Consider the following 24,555-nt stretch of genomic DNA (forward strand, 5'->3'; position numbering starts at 1 on the left):
ATTATGATTGTATCCATTATTTCTCAGGGAATGGTCTGGGCGATTCTAGGTTTGGGAATCTTTATGACTTTCCGAATTTTGAATTTTCCAGATATGACTACTGAGGGCTCTTTTCCTCTAGGGGGAGCAGTAGCTGTAACCTTGATAACGCAGGGAGTCAACCCATTTTTAGCGACCTTGGCTGCAGTAGGAGCAGGCTGCCTAGCTGGTATGGCAACAGGTCTCTTATATACCAAAGGTAAAATACCAACTCTCTTATCAGGGATTTTGGTTATGACTTCTTGCCATTCTATCATGCTGATGATTATGGGACGTGCCAATCTGGGGCTTCTTGGAACCAAGCAAATTCAGGATGTCTTACCTTTTGATTCAGATCTTAACCAACTCCTGACTGGATTGATCTTTGTAGCTCTTGTTATTGGCCTTATGCTCTTTTTCCTTGATACCAAACTAGGTCAGGCCTACATCGCTACAGGTGACAATCACGATATGGCTCGTAGCTTTGGTATCAATACAGGACGAATGGAACTTATGGGCTTGGTTCTCTCAAATGGGATCATCGCACTTGCAGGAGCCTTAATTGCTCAACAAGAAGGATATGCAGATGTTTCTCGAGGAATTGGAGTGATTGTCGTAGGGCTTGCTAGCTTGATTATTGGTGAGGTATTGTTCAAGAGTTTGACCTTGGCAGAGCGACTTATGACCATCGTTGTAGGCTCTATCGCTTATCAGTTCCTCGTTTGGGGAGTGATTGCTCTTGGGTTTAATACAAGTTATCTTCGTTTGTACAGCGCCTTGATTTTGGCAGTTTGCCTTATGATTCCAACCTTCAAAAGCAAATACCTGAAAGGAGTCAAGTTTAGCAAATGACAGCAATTGTAGAATTAAAAAATGCTACCAAAGTCATCACGAATGGCTTTGACGAGGAAAAAATCATTCTGAATGATGTTTCTCTTGAAATTTTTGAACATGATTTCATTACCATCCTAGGAGGGAATGGAGCTGGAAAGTCAACGCTTTTTAACACTATTGCAGGTACCCTACCTTTAACAAGTGGAAGTATCCGTATCATGGGTGAGGATGTGACGCATTTTTCACCTGAAAAGCGGGCTAAATACCTGTCTCGTGTCTTTCAGGATCCTAAGATGGGTACGGCTCCCCGTATGACAGTAGCTGAAAATCTCTTGATCGCCAAGTTTCGTGGTGAGAAGAGAGGACTCCTTCCTAGAAGGCTATCAAGTCACCGGGAGGAGTTTCAGACCACCATTGAAAAAGTGGGAAATGGCCTTGAAAAACATCTCGACACTCCGATTGAGTTTCTATCAGGTGGTCAACGTCAGGCCTTGAGTCTCTTGATGGCAACCTTGAAACGACCAGAGTTACTCTTGTTGGATGAACACACAGCAGCTCTTGACCCAAAGACCAGTGTGGCCTTGATGGAGTTAACAGATGAATTTGTCAGCAAAGACCATCTGACAGCTTTGATGATTACCCATCATATGGAAGACGCTCTTAAGTACGGAAATCGTCTCATTGTCATGAAAGAAGGTCGTATCATCCAAGACCTCAATAAAGAAGAAAAAGCTAAGATGAAAATTTCCGATTACTATCAACTTTTTGAGTAGATAATTTTTAAATCAAGCATCCTTAAAAACTTAGAAGTAGGCTTTTGCTTCTAAGTTTTTTGGTGAATTTTAAATATTACTGTTTTTTCCTATTCATCAGTTTTACTTTGGAGTATAATCAGTATAAGAATCTTAAACATTGATAAAAGTAAGGAGATAAAAATATGGCTTACACACAAGAAGATTTTCAAGAATGGATTTTTCAAATTGGATTTAAGATGGACTATTTTACTAGGGAGTTTGCCGAGGAACAAGGCCTTCATTTAGACTATAGCATGCAGTCTTTGGATGATTTGGAGGCTTGGATCTTGGCTCACTACGATGACCACCATGCTTTGATAGCAGACCGAAAGATGTTGGATTATTTGACCGTTTATATCGGTGAAACCTTCCGTAAGCACCTAGGAGGTAAATGGTTTATTGACCTTAAAAATAAAAAGAACGCCTATTATTCTATGCCTGTATTGACTGATCCATCCTATAGAGGAGTGGTATACAAAGCACCATTGACTTATGCAACGGCTTGCATTAGTAGAAAAGATGGTCAGTATATTAGCAGGATATTGAAAAATAACCTCGAAAATCAAGTGAAATAGGATTTTATTTCTTTTGTTTTTCTTTCAAATATTAGAATGATTTGCTCAGAAGATTCAGTTTTTCATGATAGTTGTAAACTTATGAAATAGTCTCATGTAAAGCGTATGAAATGGTTTACTTTTTTTCAGAAATAAGCTATACTAGTTAACGTAAAACTATGATAAGATGGAGGTATTGTGTATGGTTGACAAGCAAGTCATTGAAGAAATCAAAAACAATGCCAACATTGTGGAAGTCATAGGAGATGTGATTTCTTTACAAAAGGCTGGACGGAACTATTTAGGGCTCTGTCCTTTTCATGGTGAAAAGACCCCCTCTTTCAACGTTGTGGAAGACAAGCAGTTTTACCATTGTTTCGGTTGTGGGCGCTCAGGAGATGTTTTTAAGTTCATCGAAGAATACCAAGGTGTGTCCTTTATGGAAGCCGTTCAGCTCTTAGGTGAGCGCGTCGGTATTCAACTAGCTATGCCTGTACAGTCTCGTCCTCAACAGGCTTCCCCTCATCAAGCTTTATATGACATGCATGAAGAAGCTGCCCGTTTTTACCATGCAATCCTCATGACGACCAAGATGGGTGAAGAAGCAAGGGCTTATCTCTACAAACGCGGATTGACAGATGATGTTCTGAAGCATTTCCAGATTGGACTAGCTCCAGCAGAGAGAACCTATCTCTACCAACGTTTATCTGACAAGTTTGAGGAAAAGGATTTATTGGATTCTGGCTTGTTTTACCTGTCAGATGGCAATCAGTTTTATGATACCTTTTTCGGACGGATCATCTTTCCTTTGACCAATGACAAGGGGCAGGTTATTGCATTTTCAGGTCGTGTCTGGCAAGAAACTGATAGTCAGACTGCCAAGTATAAAAATAGTCGTTCAACTGCAATTTTTAACAAGAGTTATGAATTGTATCATTTGGACAAGGCTAAAAAGGGAACAGGTAAAATCACAGAACTCTATTTGATGGAAGGCTTCATGGATGTGATTGCAGCCTACCGTGCTGGTATAGAAAATGCTGTAGCTTCTATGGGAACAGCCTTAAGCAAGGAGCATGTTGACCACCTCAAACGCTTTACCAAAAAAATTGTTCTCAGCTATGATGGCGACAAGGCAGGGCAGGCAGCGACAGCCAAGGCATTAGAGGAGTTAAAAGATTTCTCAGTTGAGGTTGTTCGAGTACCTGATGCCATGGACCCAGATGAGTATTTGCAAAAGAATTCTGCTGAAGACCTGGCCTACCTCTTGACAAAGACTCGTATCAGTCCTATAGAGTTCTATATTCACCAGCTCAAGCCAGAAAATAGTGATAACTTGCAGGCGCAAATTGAGTTCATTGAAAAGATTGCTCCCCTAATCGCCAAAGAAAAATCTATCACTGCCCAGAATTCTTATATCCATATTCTGGCGGATAATCTACCTTCTTTTGATTACCAGCAGGTGGAGCAGATTGTAAATGAAAGTCGCATTGTTCAGAGGCAGGAAAGAGTCAAAGAGGAGCAACCTCCAGCAGCGATTAGTTTACCTGTAACGCGGCAACTGACAGCAGTCATGAGAGCAGAGGCTCATCTCCTCTATAGGATGGCTGAGAATCCAGTTGTGTTAAATGACTACCGATTAAGAGAAGATTTTTTCTTTGATACCCCAGAATTTCAGATTCTTTACGAATTATTAAGTGAGCAGGGAGAAATCGGATCAGAGGAACTGTCTCATCAGACTCCTGAGGTTGAAAATGCCTGGTACCATGTTCTTGGTCTAGATTTGCCAGCTGAGATGTCGCCTCAGGAGCTAGCGGAAGTCGAAGCGACTCGAAACCGTGCCCTCCTTAGCAAGGACAACTTAAGAATTAAAAAGAAAGTGCAGGAAGCTAGTCATGTAGGAGATACGGACACAGCCTTGGAAGAATTGCAACGATTGATTTCCCAAAAGAGAAGAATGGAGTAATAATGGCAACAAAACAAAAAGAAGTAACCACATTTGATGTGCAAGTAGCAGACTTTATCCGTAACCACAAAAAAACAGGAACAGCAACAGACGACGAAATCAACTCAAGTCTGGTTATTCCTTTTACCCTAGATGCAGACGGTATTGAAGACCTTTTGCAACGGATTCAGGATGCTGGAATTTCTATCACAGATAATGAAGGAAATCCAAGTGCGCGTGTGCTAAGTGCAGAAGAAGAGCCAGAACTCAGTGATGAGGACTTGATTGGTTCAACTTCTGCCAAGGTTAATGACCCAGTCCGTATGTATTTGAAGGAAATCGGGGTTGTTCCTCTCTTGACCAACGAAGAGGAAAAAGAATTGGCCCTTGCAGTTGAGGCTGGTGATATCGAAGCTAAACAACGTCTTGCAGAAGCCAACCTGCGTTTGGTTGTTTCGATCGCTAAGCGCTACGTAGGGCGTGGCATGCAGTTTCTTGACTTGATCCAAGAAGGAAACATGGGCTTGATGAAGGCTGTTGACAAGTTTGACTATTCAAAAGGTTTTAAGTTTTCTACTTATGCAACTTGGTGGATTCGTCAGGCGATCACTCGTGCCATCGCTGATCAGGCTCGTACCATTCGTATTCCTGTTCACATGGTTGAAACGATTAACAAGCTTGTCCGTGAACAACGTAATCTCCTTCAAGAATTGGGTCAAGATCCAACTCCTGAACAAATCGCTGAGCGTATGGATATGACACCTGACAAGGTGCGTGAAATCTTGAAAATCGCCCAAGAACCAGTATCACTTGAAACACCGATTGGTGAAGAGGACGATAGCCATCTTGGGGACTTTATCGAAGACGAAGTGATTGAGAATCCAGTGGACTATACAACTCGTATCGTCTTACGCGAGCAGTTGGATGAAGTCTTGGATACTCTCACAGACCGTGAAGAAAACGTTCTACGCCTTCGTTTTGGTTTGGACGACGGGAAGATGCGAACCCTTGAAGATGTTGGTAAAGTCTTTAACGTAACTCGTGAACGTATCCGTCAGATCGAGGCCAAGGCTTTGAGAAAACTACGTCAACCAAGTCGCAGCAAACCCCTTCGTGATTTTATTGAAGACTAAGAGTGAGGAATAACATGGCTTATACAGAAGAGCAAATTGAAACAATTAAAACACGTATTTTAAATGCCTTGGAAGAAGTAATTGACCCTGAGTTGGGGATTGATATTGTCAACCTAGGTTTGATTTATGAAATTCGTTTTGATGGTGAAACAGGTCACACTGAAATTGATATGACCTTGACAACTATGGGCTGCCCACTGGCTGACCTTTTGACAGACCAGATACATGATGCGATGACAGATGTGCCTGAGGTAACCAATACCGAAGTTAAATTGGTCTGGTATCCAGCTTGGACGGTTGAAAAAATGAGTCGCTATGCACGTATCGCCCTAGGAATTAAATAAAGACTAAGAAAAATGCGAGAGACGATTGGAAAATAGGGTAAATTCCTCCTTTTTCCTCTGGTCTCTCTTTCTTTTGCTGATTTTCTAGAAATAAAATGGTATAATGAAAGGTATGGAAAACGAAAAATTGCGTATTAATATGCTAAGTTCAAGCGAAAAAGTGGCTGGTCAAGGAGTATCAGGAGCCTACCGTGAGTTGGTACGTCTCCTACATCGCGATGCCCAAGATCAGTTAATTGTTACGGAGAACCTTCCTGTTGAGGCAGATGTAACTCACTTTCATACCATTGATTTCCCTTATTATTTATCTACATTTCAAAAGAAACGCTCTGGGAGAAAAATTGGCTATGTGCATTTTTTGCCTGATACGCTTGAGGGAAGCTTGAAAATTCCATTTTTCCTAAAAGGAATTGTCAAACGCTATGTGTTTTCTTTTTATAACCGAATGGAACACTTGGTCGTGGTCAATCCCATGTTTATCGAGGATTTGGTGGTTGCTGGTATACCGCGTGAAAAAGTAACTTACATCCCAAATTTTGTAAACAAAGAAAAATGGCATCCATTGCCAGCTGAACAAGTTTCAAAACTCCGTAAGGAAATGGATTTAGCGGAAGATCAGTTTGTCGTAGTCGGTGCAGGCCAGGTTCAGAAACGTAAAGGAATTGATGACTTTATCCGCCTTGCGGAGGAATTGCCAGAAATTACGTTTATCTGGGCTGGTGGTTTTTCATTTGGTGGGATGACAGATGGTTATGAACGCTACAAGAAGATTATGGACAATCCACCAAAAAATCTTATTTTCCCCGGAATTGTATCACCGGAACGGATGCGTGAGCTCTACGCTATGGCGGATCTATTCTTACTACCAAGTTACAATGAATTATTCCCCATGACCATCTTAGAGGCAGCTAGTTGCGAGGCGCCGATTATGTTAAGGGATTTGGACCTGTATAAGGTTATTCTTGATGGGAATTATCGTGCTACAAGTGATGTTTTAGAGATGAGAGAAGCCATTCTCGAATACAAAGATCATCCTGAAAAGTTGAAAGACTTGAAAGAAAAAGCTAGAGAGATTTCTAAAGAGTATTCCGAGGAGCATTTATTGGAAATCTGGTTGAAGTTCTATCGGGAGCAGGCGGCTCTAGGCAAGAAGTGAGGTAATCTATGCGAATTGGTTTATTTACTGACACCTATTTCCCTCAAGTTTCTGGGGTTGCGACCAGTATTCGAACCTTGAAGACAGAACTTGAAAAGCAAGGGCATGCAGTTTTTATCTTTACAACTACCGATAAAGACGTGAACCGATACGAGGATTGGCAAATTATTCGCATTCCGAGTGTCCCTTTCTTTGCATTTAAAGATCGACGATTTGCCTATCGTGGTTTTACAAAGGCGCTTGAAATCGCCAAGCAGTATCAACTTGATATCATTCATACCCAGACAGAATTTTCACTAGGTTTACTAGGAATTTGGATTGCGAGAGAATTGAAAATTCCAGTTATTCATACCTACCATACCCAGTATGAAGACTATGTACATTACATTGCTAAGGGCATGCTAATTCGTCCGAGTATGGTAAAATATTTGGTGCGTGGCTTCCTTCATGATGTAGATGGCGTAATTTGCCCTAGTGAGATTGTTCGGGACCTTTTATCTAAATACAAAGTCAAAGTTGAAAAGCGTGTTATCCCAACTGGAATTGAGCTAGCTAAGTTTGAACGACCTGAGATCAAAGAGGAAAACTTACAAGAACTCCGTTCGAAGTTAGGCATTCAGGAAGGCGAGAAAATGTTACTGAGTCTTTCTCGTATCTCCTATGAGAAGAATATCCAAGCAGTCATAGCCGCCTTTGCACAGGTTTTGAAAGAAGAAGACAAGGTGAAGCTGGTTGTTGCTGGTGACGGTCCTTATCTGGACAGTCTGAAAGAGCAAGCAGTGAAATTAAACCTGCAAAAACATGTGATTTTTACAGGAATGATTCCTCCAAGTGAGACAGCCTTATACTATAAGGCTGCAGATTTCTTCATCTCTGCCTCTACTAGTGAAACCCAAGGATTAACTTACCTAGAGAGTCTAGCCAGTGGAACGCCTGTCATTGCTCATGGCAATCCTTATCTGGATAATCTGATCAGTGACAAAATGTTTGGAACCCTCTACTATGGAGAGCATGATCTTGCTGGTGCAATCTTGGAGGCCTTGATCGCCACTCCAGATATGGATGAGCAGAAGTTGGCTGACAAGTTGTATGAAATTTCGGCTGAGAATTTTGGGAAACGAGTTCATGAGTTTTATCTCGATGCGATGATTTCAAATAAATTTGAGCAGGAACTACGTGGCGACGAACCCATGACACAGCGATTCTTAAAAACTATTTTGTACCTACCTCAGCAGGCTGTTTCAGCTCCAGTTAAAGAGTCCAAACGAATATTAAAGGCTTCTAAAAAGCAATTGTCTAGCATCCGGGATTACTGGAGAGATTAGTAAAAATATAGGAGAATAAAATATGGCAAAAAAATTTATGAGAAGTGGTAGAGATCAAAAAATTGGAGGCGTTTGCGCAGGTGTAGCCCACTATTTTGATATTGACCCTACCATTGTCCGTGTGATTTGGGGCGTTCTTGCCTTTTGTTATGGGGCAGGGGTACTTGCTTACTTGATTTTATGGGTAATTGCACCTGTTTCTAGCGAATATTAAAAGAGAATCAGAATAGAACAAAGAGAAATACAAAGGAGTCCAGATGGCTTTTGGAGATAATGGAAAACGTAAAAAAACAATGTTTGAAAAAGTAACGCTTTTTGTCGTGCTAATTATGTTGTTTGTAACCCTTGCTGGTATCTTTGCAACGGCGCTTGGAGCTTTTAGCAGATTCTAAGCAAGTTGCTAAGATAAGAACAATAACTAATGACTGGATTTTCCAGTCCTTTTTAAAGTGAGAAGAAAATATGAGTATGTTTTTAGATACAGCTAAGATCAAAGTCAAGGCTGGTAATGGTGGCGATGGCATGGTCGCCTTTCGCCGTGAAAAGTATGTCCCGAATGGCGGTCCTTGGGGTGGTGATGGTGGACGTGGAGGTAATGTCGTTTTCGTTGTGGACGAAGGCTTGCGTACCTTGATGGATTTCCGCTATAACCGTCATTTCAAGGCCGAATCTGGTGAAAAAGGGATGACCAAAGGAATGAATGGACGTGGTGCAGAAGATCTTCGTGTTCGCGTACCACAAGGAACGACTGTACGTGATGCAGAAACAGGTAAAGTCATTACAGACTTGATTGAACATGGTCAAGAATTTATCGTGGCTCATGGTGGTCGAGGTGGTCGAGGAAACATCCGTTTTGCGACACCAAAAAATCCTGCACCTGAGATTTCTGAGAATGGGGAGCCAGGTCAAGAACGTGAGTTGCAACTGGAACTGAAAATCCTGGCGGATGTTGGCTTGGTCGGTTTCCCATCTGTAGGGAAATCAACACTTTTAAGTGTTATCACATCTGCTAAACCAAAAATCGGCGCCTACCACTTTACGACAATTGTGCCAAATTTAGGTATGGTCCGTACACAGTCAGGTGAATCGTTTGCCGTAGCAGACCTTCCAGGTTTGATTGAAGGAGCTAGTCAAGGTGTTGGTCTTGGAACCCAGTTTCTCCGTCATATCGAACGTACACGAGTTATCCTCCATGTCATCGATATGTCAGCTAGCGAAGGACGTGATCCTTACGAGGACTACCTAGCTATCAATAAAGAATTGGAATCCTACAACCTTCGTCTCATGGAGCGTCCTCAGATCATCGTAGCCAATAAGATGGACATGCCTGAAAGTCAGGAAAATCTTGCAATCTTCAAGGAAAAATTGGCAGCAAACTACGATGAGTTTGAAGAACTTCCAGCAATCTTCCCTATTTCTGGTTTGACTAAGCAAGGTTTGGCAACTCTTTTGGATGCGACAGCCGAGTTGTTAGACAAGACACCAGAATTCCCGATTTATGATGAATCCGATATGGAAGAAGAAGCTTACTATGGCTTTGATGAGGAAGAAAAAGCCTTTGAAATTAGCCGCGATGATGATGCGACATGGGTGCTTTCTGGTGAAAAACTCATGAAACTCTTTAACATGACCAACTTTGACCGTGATGAGTCTGTCATGAAGTTTGCTCGCCAGTTACGTGGTATGGGGGTTGACGAAGCTCTTCGTGCGCGTGGAGCCAAGGATGGAGATCTGGTCCGAATTGGTAAATTTGAGTTTGAATTTGTAGACTAGGAGATTGATATGGGAGATAAACCGATATCATTCCGAGATGCAGATGGAAATTTTGTTTCTGCAGCAGATGTATGGAATGAAAAAAAACTAGAAGAATTGTTTAATCGTCTCAATCCCAAACGTGCTCTTAGATTGGCACGAGAAAAAAAAGGCAATGAGAAGGCTGATAGAGAAGAAAAATAGCCTATCAACATTGATAAAACAAAACCCCGTGATTGTATTCATCACGGGGAATTTTTTAGTCATTGAAGAAAAATGGTGGCGCAAATTTTTTAAGAATTTCAAAGCAAGTCTGTGCTTCTTCAGCGTTTTCACAGATAAGAAGGCAGACATCATCACCACATACGGTGGCAATGATTTGTTTAAAATTGAGAGCATCGAGAACAGCTCCAAACGATTGGGCAAGGCCTGGCAAGGTTTTGAGGACAACCTGATGCTGGACAGGGCGTAGCATGACCAAGCCATCTTCCATATAGTTTTCCAAGCGTTTTTCCCACTTGGAGATGGAGCCAGTATTTAAAACATAATAAGAATGATCTGCTTCGCGAACCTTTGATAGATTCATGGTTTTGATATCGCGTGAGAGAGTGGCCTGTGTGACTTGGATGTCGTTTTCAGCTAGTAAAGCTTGCAACTCTGCCTGTGTATGAATCTTATTTTTAGCTACAAGTGCACGGATGAGTTGGTGTCTATGTTCAGATTTATTCATATGAGGCTGGCTCCTTTTATGAGGGGATGGTGATAGAAGACTGTGTTAAATCAATAGTTAAGTGGTAGTCTGTATTATCTCGAATTGTAATTTCAAAGTCGGTTGTATAGAGAACAAGGCGAAGTGTGTCACCTTTTTTCAGCTTGTAAATCGTAGGTTGTAGGGCAAATTGGATTTCCATCCATTCATCTGCAGTAATATCCTCTACTAACAGTAAGTCATTTCTATTTTGTAAATTAAGGTATCCTTTGGTGATGACACGTTGGGCGCTTGGAGTAAATGGCAGTTCGCAGAGATTTTCTAACATGTGGTAGCGACCGTTGTCAATGGTTCTAGCACTTAAAACAGCTGGATAAGGCTGCAGATATTTCTTTTGTCCAAGTTCTAGCAGTTGGGCTGATAATAAGCCCTTGTTTGTACTTGATTTGACACGAAGTTTCAGCTCCACTCGACCATTTAAGTGAATGTCTTGAGTTACTGGAAGGTCAATGGTGATTTGATTGGCTTTTCCTTGGTAAAGTTCAGTGTTGAAGGTCTGGTAAGTCTTGCCATAACGTTCAAAATCTTTTTGATCATACTGGTTTTGAATCACTTTTTCTTCAGTTCCAAGAGAGAAGGTATGCAGTTCATCCTGCTTGCCAAAGTCACCAAGCCCCTGCCATGTTTGCGGTACAGTATTGTCTTGCCAGATGACAGTAGGAAGTTGATAGTCTGTTGTAAGTCCTAACAATTTCTTGCTTAAGAGGGCATTCATGGATTCGCGGAAGTCAATTGACTGCCAGTTATTCATATAAACATGAGCCCCATGATGGAAAAAGAGGTGCTTGCGAATATTGTCAGGAAGAGCATGAAACATCTGGTAAACATGAAGTGGTTTGACGTTCCAATCCTGGGAACCATGCGTAAAGACGACCTCAGCTTGAACCTTGTGAGCATTGAGCAGATAGTTGCGGTCATGCCAAAATTGATTGTAGTCACCAGTCTTGCGATCAAGAAGCCCTTTTACCTTTTCTAAGTCTGCCTGATGAGCTTCATTACCACGGATATAGTCACCAGCTAGGAGATTGCGGGAGTAGGTCAATTCAGCAAGTGAGTCAAAATCCTCACCTGGATAACCACCAGGGCTGGTCACAAGACCATTTTCCCGATAGTAGTTATACCAAGAGGAAATTCCTGCTTCTGCGATGATGACTTCTAAGCCATTAACACCAGTGGTCGCAAGACCATTAGACATGGTCCCTAGATAAGAAATTCCTGTTGTTGCGACTTTTCCGCTTGACCAGTCAGCCTTGATTTGACGTTTGCGTGTGTGATCCGTGAAAGCACGGCAACGGCCATTAAGCCAGTCAATCACATTTTTATATGCTTCAATCTGCTGGTAGTCCCCATTGGTCATGAGACCTTGGGAATCCTTGGTTCCAACACCCGATACATAGAGATTGGCAAATCCTCTTGGGAGGAAGTAATCGTTGAGAGTGTAAGAACTATTGATGTGAGCTAGCTTTTCTTCAGTTTCAGAGACGGTTTCTGCTTGACCATGAGGCTCGACAAAATCAATCTCAGGCTCCTCAAGTTCAATAATGTGGGCAGGTTTGACCTCAAGCTCTCCTTCCATTTTGTAGAGAGCCTTGTCGCTGGCTTTGTCGTTGGTGCCTTGGTGATAAGGACTGGCAGTCATAACCGCAGGAATCTGTCCATCATATCGAGGGCGAATAATGCTGACCTTGACTAAATCAGGGAGTCCGTCTTTATCAGTATCCACACGACTCTCGACATACACGACTTCACGAATGACATCATGAGTAGAGAAGGTTGCCAAGCTCTTGCCGTTAAAGTAGTGGTAGTGATTATCTTCTGCAATAAGCCCATCACTAACAAGCTGGTCAATGAGTGTATTTCCCTTTTTGGTTCGAGTGTTGAGCAAATGGTAGAGATTTTCAATCAAATCTCCATAAATAATAGGAAATCCAGTCTCTTTACGGAATTGTTCGGCGTCCTCAAAGTCAACAAGATAGCTAAATCCTAAAAGTTGAAAAGCCACAGTATAAAAAATCTCAGCAGTCAGGTCACAATCTGACTGAAAGAAGGTAAGGAGATCAGTCTCCTTGTCTGCTGCTAAGACGGACAAAGGATAGTCGGTATTTTTATAAGTGAAAAAATTCCAGCGGACAAATTGTTCAAGTTGTTTTTTTGATGCTTGTTCTGGTACCAGCTTCAAACCAAGCTGAGATAACTCGCGTAAAACTTGCGAATGAGAAACAGGCAAGTAGCTGAATTGATTAAAACGCATGGCGCTCTCCTTTAGAAATATTCTAAATTTAGTATATCAAAAATAAGGTAAAAAAGATATTGTTGGCCTGTGATGAAGTCACTTTAAAAGGAATGATCTTCTACCTTTTCATTCTAGTTTTTAAAATGGTATAATAGTACTATATCTAAAGCAAGGAGGAGAAGAAATGATTGCACAACTCGACACCAAGACTGTTTATAGTTTTATGGAAAGTGTGGTTTCAATTGAAAAATACGTACAAATGGCTAAAGAATACGGCTATTCTCACCTTGCTATCATGGATGTGGATAATCTCTATGGAGCCTATCATTTTCTAGAAGCAACTCGTAAGCATGGCATTCAACCTTTAATTGGTCTAGAAATGACCTTGGTCAAAGATGAGGACAATATTTCTCTTCGTTTTCTAGCCCTATCCACTAAAGGTTATCAAGAGTTGATGAAGTTATCCACTTTAAAAATGACTGGACGGAAAAATTGGTCTGACTTCACCCCCCACCTCGAAGATGTTGCCATTATTGTTCCTTATTTTGCTGGAGTCGAACAATTGGATTTGGGGCATGATTATTATATCGGTGTTAGTCCAGATACTCCTCAAGAAGTTTTTACCAGACCCATTCTTCCACTGTATCAAGTCAATTCTTTTGAAAAAGAAGACCTACAGGTTTTACAAATCTTGTCAGCAGTCAAGGATAATGTCAGCCTAAGGGAAGTGGATGTGCATTCACAACAAGGAATCTTTCTACCTGCCTCAGACTTGGAAGCACGGTTTAAAAATCACTTCCCTCAGGCACTTGCTAATCTCCAAGATTTGATAGAGAATGTTAGTTACCAACTCGACCCAAGTTTAAAACTTCCTCGCTTTAATCCTGAAAAACCAGCGGTAGAAGAACTTAGAGAGAGAGCTGAGAAAGGCTTGAGTGACAAGGGGCTAACCTCAGCTATCTATCGTGAGCGACTGAATGAAGAGTTAGCTGTGATTCATGATATGGGCTTTGACGACTATTTCCTTGTAGTTTGGGATTTACTCCGTTTTGGACGTTCCCAAGGCTATTATATGGGGATGGGGCGTGGTTCTGCTGTGGGTAGCTTGGTGGCCTACTCACTTGACATCACAGGAATTGATCCGGTTGAAAAGAACTTGATTTTCGAGCGCTTTTTAAATCGTGAGCGCTACACTATGCCTGATATCGATATCGACATCCCAGACCTTTATAGGCCAGAATTCATTCGTTATGTTCGTGATCGCTATGGTAGTCAACACGTGGCGCAGATTGTCACTTATTCGACCTTTGGGGCAAAACAGGCAATTCGTGATGTTTTAAAACGCTATGGTGTTCCAGAGTACGAATTAACCAATATTACGAAAAAAATCAGTTTTCGAGATACGCTAACGACGGCTTATGAAAAGAATTTGCAATTTAGACAGCTCATCAATAGCAAGATTGAATACCAAAAAGCTTTTGAGATTGCTCGAAAGATTGAAGGGTATCCTCGTCAGACCTCTATCCATGCGGCAGGAGTGGTCATGAGTGACCAAGACTTGACGGACTATATTCCTCTAAAATACGGTGAGGATATGCTCATCACTCAGTATGATGCTCATGGTGTTGAAGCCAATGGACTTCTAAAAATGGATTTCCTAGGTCTGCGTAACTTAACTTTTGTCCAAAAAATGCAGGAATTACTGGCTGAGTCAGAGGGTGTTCATCTGAAAATCGAAGAGATTGATTTGGAAGACAAGGCGACTCTGGCCCTCTTTTCTGCTGGAAATACCAAGGGGATTTTCCAATTTGAACAACCTGGAGCCATTCGACTCTTGAAACGAGTTCAGCCGCAAGTCTTTGAAGAAGTTGTAGCAACGACATCCCTCAATAGACCAGGGGCTAGTGATTATATTGATAACTTTGTCGCTCGTAAGCATGGCAAAGAAAAGGTGACAGTGTTAGATCCTGCCTTAGAAGATATCCTTTCATCAACCTACGGTATCATGCTCTATCAAGAGCAAGTCATGCAGGTTGCTCAGCGTTTTGGAGGCTTCAGCCTTGGTAAAGCCGATATTCTCAGACGAGCCATGGGTAAGAAAAATGCTAAAGAGATGCATTTGATGAAGGAAGATTTTATCTCTGGAGCTATGAAATTGGGGCATTCTGAAGAAAAAGCCAACCAATTTTTTGCAGTGATGGAAAAGTTTGCGGGCTATGGATTTAACAGATCCCACGCCTATGCCTACTCAGCACTGGCATTCCAGCTTGCTTATTTCAAGACGCACTATCCTGCTATTTTCTTTCAAGTCATGTTGAATTATTCAAGCAGTGAGTATATTGTCGATGCTCTGCAGATGGGATTTCAAGTAGCGCCTTTAGCTATCAACAGTATTCCCTATCACGATAAGATTGCTCAGAAGAAAATCTATCTTGGTCTGAAAGCCATTAAGGGCATGCCAAGAGATTTTTCTTACTGGATTATCGAAAATCGTCCTTTTTCAAGTGTGGAAGATTTCGTCACTCGTCTTCCTAAAAATTACAAGAAACTATCGCTTTTGACGCCTTTGGTTGAACTAGGGCTTTTTGATGAATTTGACAAGAATCGTCAGAAAATCTTAGTGAACCTACCAAACTTATTTGTCTTTGTTGAGGAGTTGGGTGGACTCTTTGCGGATACAAATTATAGTTGGACTGAAGCTGATGATTTTACTGAGGCAGAGAAATTTTACAAAGAGCAGGAACTGATTGGGGTAGGTATCAGTCCCCATCCTCTCCAAACTCTTGCCAAACAAGCCCTATATCCGACCACTCCAATCACTAATCTTACTGAGGGAGCTCAAGCCACTCTTCTAGTAGAACTTCAAAAGATTAAAGTGATTCGAACCAAGAAAGGTGAGAGTATGGCCTTTCTACAGGTTCATGATAGTAAGTCTCGGATGGATGTAACTGTATTTTCAGACCAATATAGAAAATTTGCTTCCAATTTATCCGAAGGGAAATTTTACTACATCAATGGCAAAATTCAATCTCGAGATGGTCGTCTGCAAATGATTGCACAAGATTTGAAAGAAGCAGTCGCTGAACGATTCTGGATTCAAGTTAAAAATCACGACAACGATAAAGAGATTTCAAATATCCTAGAACAATACAAAGGCCCAATCCCTGTCATTATCAGGTATGTAGAGGAAGAAAAAACAATTGTTTCCTCCTGTCATTTTGTAAAAAAAGACCCTGCTTTACAGGAAAAATTAGAGGGAATTGCTATGAAAACGATTTATCGCTAAAAATACGAAAAATAGAAGAATTTTCAAATGAAATGTGGTATAATCAATAGGAATGTTAAAAGAAAAAGGAGCAAAACCAAATGAAACGTATTGCTGTTTTGACTAGCGGTGGAGACGCCCCTGGTATGAACGCTGCCATCCGTGCAGTAGTTCGTCAAGCAATCTCAGAAGGAATGGAAGTCTTTGGTATCTATGATGGATACGCAGGGATGGTTGCCGGTGAAATCTATCCACTTGATGCTGCTTCAGTTGGAGACATCATTTCACGTGGTGGTACTTTCCTTCACTCTGCTCGTTACCCTGAGTTTGCACAACTTGAAGGTCAACTTAAAGGGATTGAGCAGTTGAAAAAACACGGGATCGAAGGTGTCGTTGTTATCGGTGGTGACGGTTCTTATCACGGAGCTATGCGCTTGACTGAGCATGGATTCCCAGCTATCGGTCTGCCTGGCACAATTGATAATGACATCGTAGGTACTGATTTCACAATTGGATTTGATACTGCAGTTACTACTGCAATGGATGCGATTGATAAGATTCGTGATACATCATCAAGTCACCGTCGTACTTTCGTTGTAGAAGTAATGGGACGTAATGCTGGTGATATCGCACTTTGGGCAGGTATTGCTACTGGTGCCGATGAAATCATTATCCCTGAAGAAGGCTTCAACATGGAAGAAATCGTAGCTAGCATCAAAGCTGGTTATGAACACGGTAAGAAACACAACATCATTGTTTTGGCGGAAGGTGTTATGTCAGCAGCTGAATTTGGTCAAAAACTAAAAGAAGCTGGAGACACTAGTGACCTTCGTGTAACTGAACTTGGTCACATCCAACGTGGTGGTTCACCAACTGCGCGTGACCGCGTCTTGGCGTCACGCTTGGGAGCACATGCTGTTAAACTTCTCAAACAAGGAATCGGTGGTGTCGCTGTTGGTATCCGTAATGAAAAAATGGTTGAAAATCCAATTCTTGGTACAGCAGAAGAAGGAGCTTTGTTTAGCTTGACTGAAGATGGCAAGATTGTGGTGAACAACCCACACAAAGCTGATCTTGAACTCGCTAGCTTGAACAAGAGCTTGTCCTAATCAACTTTCATTAATTTGGTAACATGACCATAAAGGTCGAATTATATAAAGGAGTCACAAAATCATGAACAAACGTGTAAAAATCGTTGCAACTTTGGGTCCTGCGGTAGAAATCCGTGGTGGTAAAAAATTCGGTGAAGATGGATACTGGGGTGAAAAACTTGACGTTGAAGCTTCAGCTCAAAATATTGCGAAATTGATTGAAGCAGGAGCGAACACTTTCCGTTTCAACTTCTCACACGGTGACCACCAAGAACAAGGTGAGCGTATGGCAACTGTTAAACTTGCTGAAAAACTTGCAGGTAAGAAAGTTGGTTTCCTTCTTGATACAAAAGGACCAGAAATCCGTACTGAATTGTTTGAAGGTGACGCAAAAGAATACTCATACAAAACTGGTGAAAAAATTCGTGTTGCAACTAAACAAGGAATCAAATCAACTCGTGAAGTGATTGCTTTGAACGTTGCTGGTGCTCTTGACATCTACGATGATGTTGAGGTTGGTCGCCAAGTATTGGTTGACGATGGTAAACTTGGTCTTCGTGTTGTTGCAAAAGACGATGCAACTCGTGAATTTGAAGTTGAAGTTGAAAACGATGGAATTATCGCTAAACAAAAAGGTGTAAACATCCCTAACACTAAAATTCCTTTCCCAGCTCTTGCTGAACGTGACAACGATGATATCCGTTTCGGTTTGGAACAAGGTATCAACTTCATCGCGATCTCATTTGTACGTACTGCTAAAGACGTGAATGAAGTTCGTGCAATCTGTGAAGAAACTGGTAATGGTCACGTTCAATTGTTCGCTAAAATCGAAAACCAACAAGGTATCGACAACTTGGATGAAATCATTGAAGCTGCTGACGGTATCATGATTGCTCGTGGTGACATGGGTATCGAAGTACCATTCGAAATGGTTCCAGTTTACCAAAAAATGATCATCACTAAAGTGAACGCAGCTGGTAAAGTTGTTATCACAGCAACAAACATGCTTGAAACAATGACTGAAAAACCACGTGCCACTCGTTCAGAAGTATCAGACGTATTTAACGCTGTTATCGACGGTACTGACGCTACAATGCTTTCAGGTGAGTCTGCAAACGGTAAATACCCACTTGAGTCAGTAACAACAATGGCTACAATTGACAAGAACGCACAAACTCTTCTTAACGAATACGGACGTTTGAACTCAGATACATTCGAACGTAACTCTAAGACAGAAGTTATGGCTTCAGCTGTTAAAGATGCTACAAACTCAATGGATATCAAATTGGTTGTTACTTTGACTAAGACTGGTCACACTGCTCGTTTGATCTCTAAATACCGTCCAAATGCTGATATCTTGGCATTGACATTTGACGAATTGACAGAACGTGGATTGATGTTGAACTGGGGTGTTATCCCAATGTTGACAGAAGCACCTTCATCAACTGACGATATGTTCGAAATTGCTGAACGTAAAGCAGTTGAAGCTGGTCTTGTTGAGTCTGGTGACGATATCGTTATCGTTGCAGGTGTACCACTTGGAGAAGCTGTCCGTACAAACACAATGCGTATCCGTACAGTACGTTAATCTAAACTTTTAAAAGCCTATCATACCAAGCTTTTGTGCTTGTGTGATGGGTCTTTTTTCTATTTTAGAAGATAAAAAGAGAGTGATTTTTATTAAACAGAAATGGGAAAAATAGGAGAACTATGGTATAATAGAATGTAGAGACCTTTTTAGTAAATTTTGAAAGAGTATAACATGAGAAAAATTGTCATCAATGGTGGACATCCATTGCAAGGTGAGATCACCATTAGCGGTGCTAAGAATAGTGTTGTAGCATTAATCCCTGCTATTATACTGGCAGATGATGTTGTCACTTTGGATTGTGTCCCAGATATTTCAGACGTTGCTAGTCTTGTAGAAATTATGGAAATCATGGGAGCGAAAGTAAAACGCTACGATGATGTTTTGGAGATTGATCCGAGAGGTGTTCAAAACATTCCTATGCCTTATGGCAAGATCAATAGCCTTCGTGCTTCTTATTATTTCTATGGAAGTCTGTTAGGTCGCTTTGGTGAAGCTACAGTTGGACTTCCTGGTGGATGTGATCTGGGACCTCGTCCGATTGACCTTCACCTAAAAGCCTTTGAAGCCATGGGAGCCAAGGTAAGCTATGAGGGAGATAATATGAATTTATCTGCCCAAGGTAAGGGACTTCACGGCGCAAGTATTTACATGGATACCGTCAGTGTTGGTGCAACGATTAATACCATGATTGCGGCTGTTAAGGCTAAGGGACGGACTGTTATTGAAAATGCGGCTCGTGAACCAGAAATCATCGATGTGGCTACCCTTTTGAATAACATGGGGGCTCACATTCGTGGTGCTGGTACAGATCTTATCATTATTGATGGTGTCGAGAAACTTCATGGAACTCGTCACCAAGTAATACCAGATCGTATCGAAGCTGGAACCTATATATCACTTGCTGCAGCGGTTGGTAAAGGAATCCGTATTAACAACGTTCTCTATGAACACTTAGAAGGCTTTATCGCCAAACTAGAAGAAATGGGCGTTCGTATGACGGTCTCAGAAGACAGTATCTTCGTTGAAGAGCAGTCTGATTTGAAGGCCATCAATATCAAAACAGCTCCCTATCCAGGATTTGCAACCGATTTGCAACAACCAATCACACCACTTTTACTAACTGCTCAAGGTCGTGGTACTATTATTGATACCATTTACGAAAAACGTGTCAACCATGTCTTTGAGTTAGCAAAAATGGACGCGGATATTGCGACTACAAATGACCATATTTTCTACACTGGTGGGCGAATTCTACATGGTGCCAAGGTGAAAGCTACAGACTTGCGAGCTGGTGCTGCACTTGTGATTGCTGGACTGATGGCTCAAGGCCAGACTGAAATTACAAATATTGAGTTTATCCTTCGTGGCTACTCAGATATTATTGAAAAATTACGTAGTCTTGGAGCGGATATTACACTCGTTGAAGACTAAACCGTTGAGGTGATTATGAATATTTGGACCAAATTAGCAATGTTTTCTTTTTTTGAAACGGAGCGCTTGTATTTGCGTCCTTTCTTTTTTAGTGACAGTCAAGCGTTTTACGATATTGCTTCAAATCCGGAAAATCTGCAGTTTATTTTTCCCAGTCAAGCAAGTTTGGAAGAAAGTCAATACGCACTTGCTAACTATTTTATGAAGAATCCTCTAGGTGTTTGGGCAATTTGTCTCCAAGGAAATCAGGAAATGATTGGTTCCATCAAATTTGAAAAGATTGATGAAATCAAAAAAGAAGCAGAAATTGGTTATTTCTTAAAAAAGGATTCTTGGTCACAAGGTTTTATGACAGAAGTGGTTACCAAGCTATGTCAGCTTTCATTTGAAGAATTTGGTTTAAAACAATTATCCATCATCACTCATTTGGAGAATCAAGCTAGTCAAAAAGTAGCCTTAAAATCAGGCTTTAACCTAGTCCGACAGTTTAAGGGGAGCGATCGCTATACACGTAAAATGAGAGACTATCTTGAATTTCGATACATAAAAGGAGAATTCAATGAGTAAACACCAGGAAATTTTGTCCTATCTGGAAGAGTTACCAATTGGGAAGAGAGTTAGCGTTCGCAGTATTTCCAATCACCTAGGTGTTAGTGACGGAACAGCCTACCGAGCTATCAAAGAAGCTGAAAATCGTGGCATCGTTGAAACTCGGCCACGTAGTGGAACCATACGAGTCAAGTCCCAGAAAGTGGCTATTGAGCGGCTAACTTATGCTGAAATTGCTGAAGTAACTTCCTCCGAAGTTTTGGCTGGTCAGGAAGGGCTTGAGAGAGAGTTTAGCAAATTCTCCATTGGGGCTATGACGGAGCAGAATATCTTGTCCTATCTGAATGATGGTGGTTTGTTAATCGTCGGAGACCGTACTCGTATTCAACTTCTAGCTTTGGAAAATGAAAATGCGGTTCTCGTGACGGGTGGTTTTCATGTGCACGAGGATGTACTAGCTCTTGCCAATAAAAAGGGTATTCCTGTCCTGAGAAGTAAGCATGATACTTTTACAGTAGCGACCATGATCAACAGAGCTCTCTCAAATGTTCAAATCAAAACCGATATTCTGACAGTTGAAAAGCTCTATCGTCCTAGCCATGAGTATGGTTTTTTGAGAGAAACAGACACAGTGAAAGATTATCTAGACTTGGTACGCAAGAATCGAAGTAGTCGTTTCCCAGTCATCAATCAGCACCAAGTGGTTGTGGGAGTTGTTACCATGCGTGATGCAGGGGACAAATCCCCTAGCACGACGATTGATAAGGTGATGACGCGCAGCATTTTCGTGACAGGATTAGCGACCAATATTGCCAATGTCAGTCAACGGATGATAGCAGAAGACTTTGAGATGGTTCCGGTAGTGAGAAGCAATCAAACTTTGCTCGGAGTTGTAACGAGACGAGATGTCATGGATAAGATGAGCCGCTCTCAAGTTTCGGCTTTGCCGACTTTTTCAGAGCAAATTGGTCAGAAGTTGTCTTATCATCACGACGAAGTTGTGATTACAGTTGAGCCCTTTATGCTTGAGAAAAACGGGGTTTTGGCAAATGGTGTTCTTGCTGAAATTTTAACTCACATGACACAGGATTTGGTGGCAAATAGCAGACGCAATCTCATCATCGAGCAGATGCTAGTTTACTTCCTGCAGGCTGTTCAGATAGATGATACTTTGCGGATTCAGGCACGCATTATTCACCACACGAGACGCTCAGCCATTATTGATTATGATATTTATCATGGTCATCAAATTGTATCAAAAGCAAATGTTACAGTTAAAATCAATTAGAATCTAGGAGAAAAAATGATAACTTTAAAATCAGCACGTGAAATCGAAGCCATGGACAAGGCTGGTGATTTCCTAGCTAGTATCCATATCGGCTTACGTGATTTGATTAAGCCAGGCGTGGATATGTGGGAAGTAGAAGAGTATGTTCGTCGTCGTTGTAAAGAGGAGAATTTCCTTCCTCTACAGATTGGCGTGGATGGCGCAGTCATGGATTATCCCTATGCCACTTGTTGCTCTCTCAACGACGAAGTTGCTCATGCTTTTCCACGTCATTACATCTTGAAAGATGGAGACTTGCTCAAGGTTGATATGGTTCTAGGTGGGCCGATTGCCAAATCAGATCTCAATGTGTCAAAACTCAACTTCAACAATGTCGAGCAAATGAAAAAACACACCCAAAGTTATACTGGTGGTTTAGCTGACTCATGTTGGGCTTATGCGGTTGGTACACCGTCTGAAGAAGTGAAAAACCTGATGGACGTGACCAAGGAAGCTATGTATAAAGGGATTGAGCAAGCAGTTGTCGGCAATCGCATCGGTGATATCGGTGCAGCAATTCAGGAATATGCTGAAAGTCGCGGTTATGGTGTCGTTCGTGATTTGGTTGGTCATGGTGTTGGTCCAACTATGCATGAAGAGCCAATGGTTCCTAACTACGGTATAGCAGGTCGTGGACTCCGTCTCCGTGAAGGAATGGTACTAACCATTGAACCCATGATCAATACTGGTGACTGGGAAATTGATACAGATATGAAGACTGGCTGGGCTCATAAGACCATTGATGGTGGTCTATCGTGCCAATATGAACACCAGTTCGTGATTACCAAAGATGGACCTGTTATCTTGACCAGTCAAGGTGAAGAAGGAACGTATTAAAATGGGCTCTTTGTCAACTGTAGTGGGTTGAAGTCAGCTAAGATCGAGAAAGGACAAATTTCGTCCTTTCTTTTTTGATGTTGAGAGCGATGAAAATCCTTTTTTTGAAGTTTTCAAAGTTCCGAAAACCAAAGGCATTTCGTTTGATAAGTTTGCTGAAATTATTAGTAGCTTTTCATTATAGATCTTATGGGACTTTTTTGTACAAGGTTTATAAATAAACTGATTAAATTCCTATTTTTGCCTATCATTGTCCCTGTTTTTTCTGGAGTTTTGGGGATATAATAGACCTATCAAATCAAAGAATGGAGGAAGGCAATGGACAATGTAATCTTTTTTATCAGTGTTTTTCTTGCTGGAATTCTTTCCTTCTTTTCTCCTTGTATTTTACCCTTGTTGCCAGTCTATGCAGGAGTCTTATTGGATGATAAGAATGATGCTCAGGCTTCTAGCGGAAAATTTTCAATCTCAGTTATAAGTTTATTGCGAACTCTGGCCTTTATAGCGGGGATTTCCTTTGTTTTTATCTTACTGGGTTATGGAGCTGGTTTTTTAGGCAATTTGCTGTATGCTTCTTGGTTTCAGTATGCGACGGGTGCGATTATCATTCTCTTGGGCTTGCACCAGATGGGTGTTTTACATTTGCAGGGACTCTACAAGGAAAGAAGGCTACAATTAAAGAGACAGGGTCAAAATGCTAATGGCTATAGTCAGGCATTTTTACTGGGGTTGACCTTTAGTTTTGCTTGGACACCGTGTGTAGGGCCGGTTTTGGGATCTGTTTTGGCTTTAGCGGCTTCAGGTGGTTCAGGAGCTTGGCAGGGAGCTGGTCTTATGTTAGTTTATACGCTTGGTCTAGCGCTACCATTTTTAGTTCTAGCTCTTGCCTCCAGCTACGTTTTGAAACATTTCCGAAAACTCCATCCTTACCTCGGAACCCTCAAAAAATTCGGTGGTTTCCTCATTATCCTGATGGGAATCTTGGTGCTTTTGGGAAATGCTTCCATTTTGACTACATTATTTGAATAGAGAGGAAAAAGAAATGAAAAAATGGCAAACATGTCTCCTTGGAGTAGGCTCAATTTGTTGCTTGGCAGCCTGTTCGGCTAAAAATATGTCAGATCAATCTACTATGAAGGAGAAAACTAAAACAGAACAAGTTAGCTCGCAAACTGCCACCAAGGGTCAAGCAGTAGCTGATTTTGAACTGACAGGTGTAGATGGCAAGACCTATCGCTTATCTGATTACAAGGGCAAGAAAGTCTATCTTAAATTCTGGGCTTCTTGGTGTTCCATCTGTCTAGCCAGCCTTCCAGATACGGACGAAATCGCTAAAGAAGCTGGTGATGACTACGTGGTCTTGACAGTGGTGTCTCCTGGTCACAAGGGAGAACAAGCAGAAGCGGACTTTAAGAACTGGTACAAGGGATTGGATTATAAAAATTTTCCAGTTTTGATTGACCCGTCAGGTAAACTCTTGGAAAGTTATGGTGTTCGTTCTTACCCAACTCAAGCCTTTATAGACAAGGAAGGCAAGCTGGTCAAAACACAACCAGGTTTTATGGATAAGGATATGATTTTAAAGACATTGAAAGAAATGGGGTAGAGAA

The 24,555-nt window shown here is 41.4% G+C and carries 23 protein-coding genes and 1 pseudogene; 21 read left to right on the forward strand and 3 right to left on the reverse strand.

The window, feature by feature from the left end:
• Window positions 1–3: 3 nt before the first annotated feature.
• The 12 genes from E2R31_RS05180 to E2R31_RS05235 all read left to right on the forward strand — a co-directional run bounded on the left by E2R31_RS05180 (window position 4) and on the right by E2R31_RS05235 (window position 10,056).
• The gene (locus tag E2R31_RS05180) at window positions 4–870 is read left to right on the forward strand and encodes an ABC transporter permease (protein ID WP_132973218.1); all 867 of its coding nucleotides are present in this window, start codon (window positions 4–6) and stop codon (window positions 868–870) included.
• Entirely contained in the window at window positions 867–1,625 is a 759-nt protein-coding gene (locus E2R31_RS05185; RefSeq protein WP_000125426.1) for an ABC transporter ATP-binding protein, read from the forward strand. Before E2R31_RS05180 ends, E2R31_RS05185 begins: the two co-directional genes overlap by 4 nt.
• A gap of 164 nt (window positions 1,626–1,789) precedes the next feature.
• A complete protein-coding gene (locus E2R31_RS05190) occupies window positions 1,790–2,221 on the forward strand; it encodes a hypothetical protein (protein ID WP_084947835.1) in 432 nt (143 codons plus the stop codon).
• A gap of 181 nt (window positions 2,222–2,402) precedes the next feature.
• Complete coding sequence (dnaG, locus tag E2R31_RS05195) at window positions 2,403–4,163, forward strand: DNA primase (protein ID WP_084947838.1); 1,761 nt, start codon at window positions 2,403–2,405, stop codon at window positions 4,161–4,163.
• 2 nt (window positions 4,164–4,165) lie between these two features.
• Window positions 4,166–5,275 carry an RNA polymerase sigma factor RpoD gene (gene rpoD / locus E2R31_RS05200; protein ID WP_000201892.1) on the forward strand — a complete coding sequence of 370 codons (1,110 nt, stop codon included), beginning with the start codon at window positions 4,166–4,168 and terminating at the stop codon, window positions 5,273–5,275.
• A gap of 14 nt (window positions 5,276–5,289) precedes the next feature.
• Window positions 5,290–5,619, forward strand: coding sequence for a metal-sulfur cluster assembly factor (locus E2R31_RS05205; protein WP_000331930.1), 330 nt, complete (start codon window positions 5,290–5,292; stop codon window positions 5,617–5,619).
• Window positions 5,620–5,731: 112 nt separating this feature from the next.
• Window positions 5,732–6,775 carry a glycosyltransferase family 4 protein gene (locus E2R31_RS05210; RefSeq protein ID WP_207918320.1) on the forward strand — a complete coding sequence of 348 codons (1,044 nt, stop codon included), beginning with the start codon at window positions 5,732–5,734 and terminating at the stop codon, window positions 6,773–6,775.
• Between the two features lie 8 nt (window positions 6,776–6,783).
• A complete protein-coding gene (locus tag E2R31_RS05215) occupies window positions 6,784–8,100 on the forward strand; it encodes a glycosyltransferase family 4 protein (RefSeq protein WP_132973220.1) in 1,317 nt (438 codons plus the stop codon).
• 22 nt (window positions 8,101–8,122) lie between these two features.
• Complete coding sequence (locus E2R31_RS05220; RefSeq protein ID WP_001074503.1) at window positions 8,123–8,314, forward strand: PspC domain-containing protein; 192 nt, start codon at window positions 8,123–8,125, stop codon at window positions 8,312–8,314.
• Window positions 8,315–8,357: 43 nt separating this feature from the next.
• The gene (locus E2R31_RS05225) at window positions 8,358–8,492 is read left to right on the forward strand and encodes a DUF4044 domain-containing protein (RefSeq protein WP_000863854.1); all 135 of its coding nucleotides are present in this window, start codon (window positions 8,358–8,360) and stop codon (window positions 8,490–8,492) included.
• Between the two features lie 70 nt (window positions 8,493–8,562).
• On the forward strand, window positions 8,563–9,873 hold the full coding sequence (obgE, locus tag E2R31_RS05230) for a GTPase ObgE (protein WP_132973222.1): 1,311 nt from the start codon (window positions 8,563–8,565) through the stop codon (window positions 9,871–9,873).
• Between the two features lie 9 nt (window positions 9,874–9,882).
• Window positions 9,883–10,056 (forward strand): hypothetical protein, encoded by a 174-nt coding sequence (locus tag E2R31_RS05235; RefSeq protein WP_038805106.1) that lies wholly within the window; start codon window positions 9,883–9,885, stop codon window positions 10,054–10,056.
• A 55-nt stretch (window positions 10,057–10,111) separates the two neighbouring features.
• On the opposite strand, the gene E2R31_RS05240 is transcribed toward E2R31_RS05235, so the two are convergent.
• Window positions 10,112–10,582 (reverse strand): arginine repressor, encoded by a 471-nt coding sequence (locus E2R31_RS05240; RefSeq protein ID WP_001043006.1) that lies wholly within the window; start codon window positions 10,580–10,582, stop codon window positions 10,112–10,114.
• Between the two features lie 16 nt (window positions 10,583–10,598).
• Window positions 10,599–12,872, reverse strand: coding sequence for a Xaa-Pro dipeptidyl-peptidase (locus E2R31_RS05245; protein WP_132973224.1), 2,274 nt, complete (start codon window positions 12,870–12,872; stop codon window positions 10,599–10,601).
• Between the two features lie 166 nt (window positions 12,873–13,038).
• Here E2R31_RS05245 and E2R31_RS05250 point away from each other — a divergent pair, with 166 nt between their 5' ends.
• The 7 genes from E2R31_RS05250 to E2R31_RS05280 all read left to right on the forward strand — a co-directional run bounded on the left by E2R31_RS05250 (window position 13,039) and on the right by E2R31_RS05280 (window position 22,945).
• Window positions 13,039–16,140, forward strand: coding sequence for a DNA polymerase III subunit alpha (locus tag E2R31_RS05250; protein ID WP_132973226.1), 3,102 nt, complete (start codon window positions 13,039–13,041; stop codon window positions 16,138–16,140).
• 80 nt (window positions 16,141–16,220) lie between these two features.
• The gene (pfkA, locus tag E2R31_RS05255) at window positions 16,221–17,228 is read left to right on the forward strand and encodes a 6-phosphofructokinase (protein WP_000820884.1); all 1,008 of its coding nucleotides are present in this window, start codon (window positions 16,221–16,223) and stop codon (window positions 17,226–17,228) included.
• 64 nt (window positions 17,229–17,292) lie between these two features.
• The gene (gene pyk, locus E2R31_RS05260; RefSeq protein ID WP_001042830.1) at window positions 17,293–18,798 is read left to right on the forward strand and encodes a pyruvate kinase; all 1,506 of its coding nucleotides are present in this window, start codon (window positions 17,293–17,295) and stop codon (window positions 18,796–18,798) included.
• A 174-nt stretch (window positions 18,799–18,972) separates the two neighbouring features.
• Window positions 18,973–20,232, forward strand: a complete 1,260-nt coding sequence (locus E2R31_RS05265) for a UDP-N-acetylglucosamine 1-carboxyvinyltransferase (RefSeq protein ID WP_001227076.1) — start codon at window positions 18,973–18,975, stop codon at window positions 20,230–20,232.
• Between the two features lie 15 nt (window positions 20,233–20,247).
• On the forward strand, window positions 20,248–20,799 hold the full coding sequence (locus E2R31_RS05270; protein WP_001028750.1) for a GNAT family N-acetyltransferase: 552 nt from the start codon (window positions 20,248–20,250) through the stop codon (window positions 20,797–20,799).
• The gene (gene spxR, locus E2R31_RS05275; protein ID WP_132973228.1) at window positions 20,792–22,069 is read left to right on the forward strand and encodes a CBS-HotDog domain-containing transcription factor SpxR; all 1,278 of its coding nucleotides are present in this window, start codon (window positions 20,792–20,794) and stop codon (window positions 22,067–22,069) included. The genes E2R31_RS05270 and spxR overlap by 8 nt, the downstream gene beginning before the upstream one ends.
• A 15-nt stretch (window positions 22,070–22,084) precedes the next feature.
• Window positions 22,085–22,945 (forward strand): methionyl aminopeptidase, encoded by an 861-nt coding sequence (locus E2R31_RS05280; protein WP_084947854.1) that lies wholly within the window; start codon window positions 22,085–22,087, stop codon window positions 22,943–22,945.
• Between the two features lie 37 nt (window positions 22,946–22,982).
• Here the strand turns inward: E2R31_RS05280 and E2R31_RS05285 are convergent.
• Window positions 22,983–23,120: pseudogene (locus E2R31_RS05285) on the reverse strand (transposase); the annotation flags it as partial.
• A 143-nt stretch (window positions 23,121–23,263) separates the two neighbouring features.
• Here E2R31_RS05285 and ccdA2 point away from each other — a divergent pair.
• Together ccdA2 and E2R31_RS05295 are read left to right on the forward strand one after the other, a co-directional pair.
• Window positions 23,264–23,974 (forward strand): thiol-disulfide oxidoreductase-associated membrane protein CcdA2, encoded by a 711-nt coding sequence (ccdA2, locus tag E2R31_RS05290; RefSeq protein ID WP_132973230.1) that lies wholly within the window; start codon window positions 23,264–23,266, stop codon window positions 23,972–23,974.
• A 13-nt stretch (window positions 23,975–23,987) separates the two neighbouring features.
• Window positions 23,988–24,551: a redoxin family protein gene (locus E2R31_RS05295; RefSeq protein ID WP_132973232.1), complete on the forward strand. Its 564-nt coding sequence runs from the start codon at window positions 23,988–23,990 to the stop codon at window positions 24,549–24,551.
• The last annotated feature ends 4 nt before the right edge of the window (window positions 24,552–24,555 follow it).

The sequence above is a fragment of the Streptococcus downii genome (genome assembly GCF_004353325.1).
GTDB classification, from domain to species: domain Bacteria; phylum Bacillota; class Bacilli; order Lactobacillales; family Streptococcaceae; genus Streptococcus; species Streptococcus downii.

What these genes read in the sequence shown, in the direction of transcription:
- E2R31_RS05180 (WP_132973218.1), top strand. Translation starts at nt 4, where the DNA reads ATGATTGTATCCATTATTTCTCAGGGAATGGTCTGGGCGATTCTAGGT.
- E2R31_RS05185 (WP_000125426.1), top strand. Translation starts at nt 867, where the DNA reads ATGACAGCAATTGTAGAATTAAAAAATGCTACCAAAGTCATCACGAAT.
- E2R31_RS05190 (WP_084947835.1), top strand. Translation starts at nt 1,790, where the DNA reads ATGGCTTACACACAAGAAGATTTTCAAGAATGGATTTTTCAAATTGGA.
- dnaG (WP_084947838.1), top strand. Translation starts at nt 2,403, where the DNA reads ATGGTTGACAAGCAAGTCATTGAAGAAATCAAAAACAATGCCAACATT.
- rpoD (WP_000201892.1), top strand. Translation starts at nt 4,166, where the DNA reads ATGGCAACAAAACAAAAAGAAGTAACCACATTTGATGTGCAAGTAGCA.
- E2R31_RS05205 (WP_000331930.1), top strand. Translation starts at nt 5,290, where the DNA reads ATGGCTTATACAGAAGAGCAAATTGAAACAATTAAAACACGTATTTTA.
- E2R31_RS05210 (WP_207918320.1), top strand. Translation starts at nt 5,732, where the DNA reads ATGGAAAACGAAAAATTGCGTATTAATATGCTAAGTTCAAGCGAAAAA.
- E2R31_RS05215 (WP_132973220.1), top strand. Translation starts at nt 6,784, where the DNA reads ATGCGAATTGGTTTATTTACTGACACCTATTTCCCTCAAGTTTCTGGG.
- E2R31_RS05220 (WP_001074503.1), top strand. Translation starts at nt 8,123, where the DNA reads ATGGCAAAAAAATTTATGAGAAGTGGTAGAGATCAAAAAATTGGAGGC.
- E2R31_RS05225 (WP_000863854.1), top strand. Translation starts at nt 8,358, where the DNA reads ATGGCTTTTGGAGATAATGGAAAACGTAAAAAAACAATGTTTGAAAAA.
- obgE (WP_132973222.1), top strand. Translation starts at nt 8,563, where the DNA reads ATGAGTATGTTTTTAGATACAGCTAAGATCAAAGTCAAGGCTGGTAAT.
- E2R31_RS05235 (WP_038805106.1), top strand. Translation starts at nt 9,883, where the DNA reads ATGGGAGATAAACCGATATCATTCCGAGATGCAGATGGAAATTTTGTT.
- E2R31_RS05240 (WP_001043006.1), bottom strand. Translation starts at nt 10,582, where the DNA reads ATGAATAAATCTGAACATAGACACCAACTCATCCGTGCACTTGTAGCT.
- E2R31_RS05245 (WP_132973224.1), bottom strand. Translation starts at nt 12,872, where the DNA reads ATGCGTTTTAATCAATTCAGCTACTTGCCTGTTTCTCATTCGCAAGTT.
- E2R31_RS05250 (WP_132973226.1), top strand. Translation starts at nt 13,039, where the DNA reads ATGATTGCACAACTCGACACCAAGACTGTTTATAGTTTTATGGAAAGT.
- pfkA (WP_000820884.1), top strand. Translation starts at nt 16,221, where the DNA reads ATGAAACGTATTGCTGTTTTGACTAGCGGTGGAGACGCCCCTGGTATG.
- pyk (WP_001042830.1), top strand. Translation starts at nt 17,293, where the DNA reads ATGAACAAACGTGTAAAAATCGTTGCAACTTTGGGTCCTGCGGTAGAA.
- E2R31_RS05265 (WP_001227076.1), top strand. Translation starts at nt 18,973, where the DNA reads ATGAGAAAAATTGTCATCAATGGTGGACATCCATTGCAAGGTGAGATC.
- E2R31_RS05270 (WP_001028750.1), top strand. Translation starts at nt 20,248, where the DNA reads ATGAATATTTGGACCAAATTAGCAATGTTTTCTTTTTTTGAAACGGAG.
- spxR (WP_132973228.1), top strand. Translation starts at nt 20,792, where the DNA reads ATGAGTAAACACCAGGAAATTTTGTCCTATCTGGAAGAGTTACCAATT.
- E2R31_RS05280 (WP_084947854.1), top strand. Translation starts at nt 22,085, where the DNA reads ATGATAACTTTAAAATCAGCACGTGAAATCGAAGCCATGGACAAGGCT.
- ccdA2 (WP_132973230.1), top strand. Translation starts at nt 23,264, where the DNA reads ATGGACAATGTAATCTTTTTTATCAGTGTTTTTCTTGCTGGAATTCTT.
- E2R31_RS05295 (WP_132973232.1), top strand. Translation starts at nt 23,988, where the DNA reads ATGAAAAAATGGCAAACATGTCTCCTTGGAGTAGGCTCAATTTGTTGC.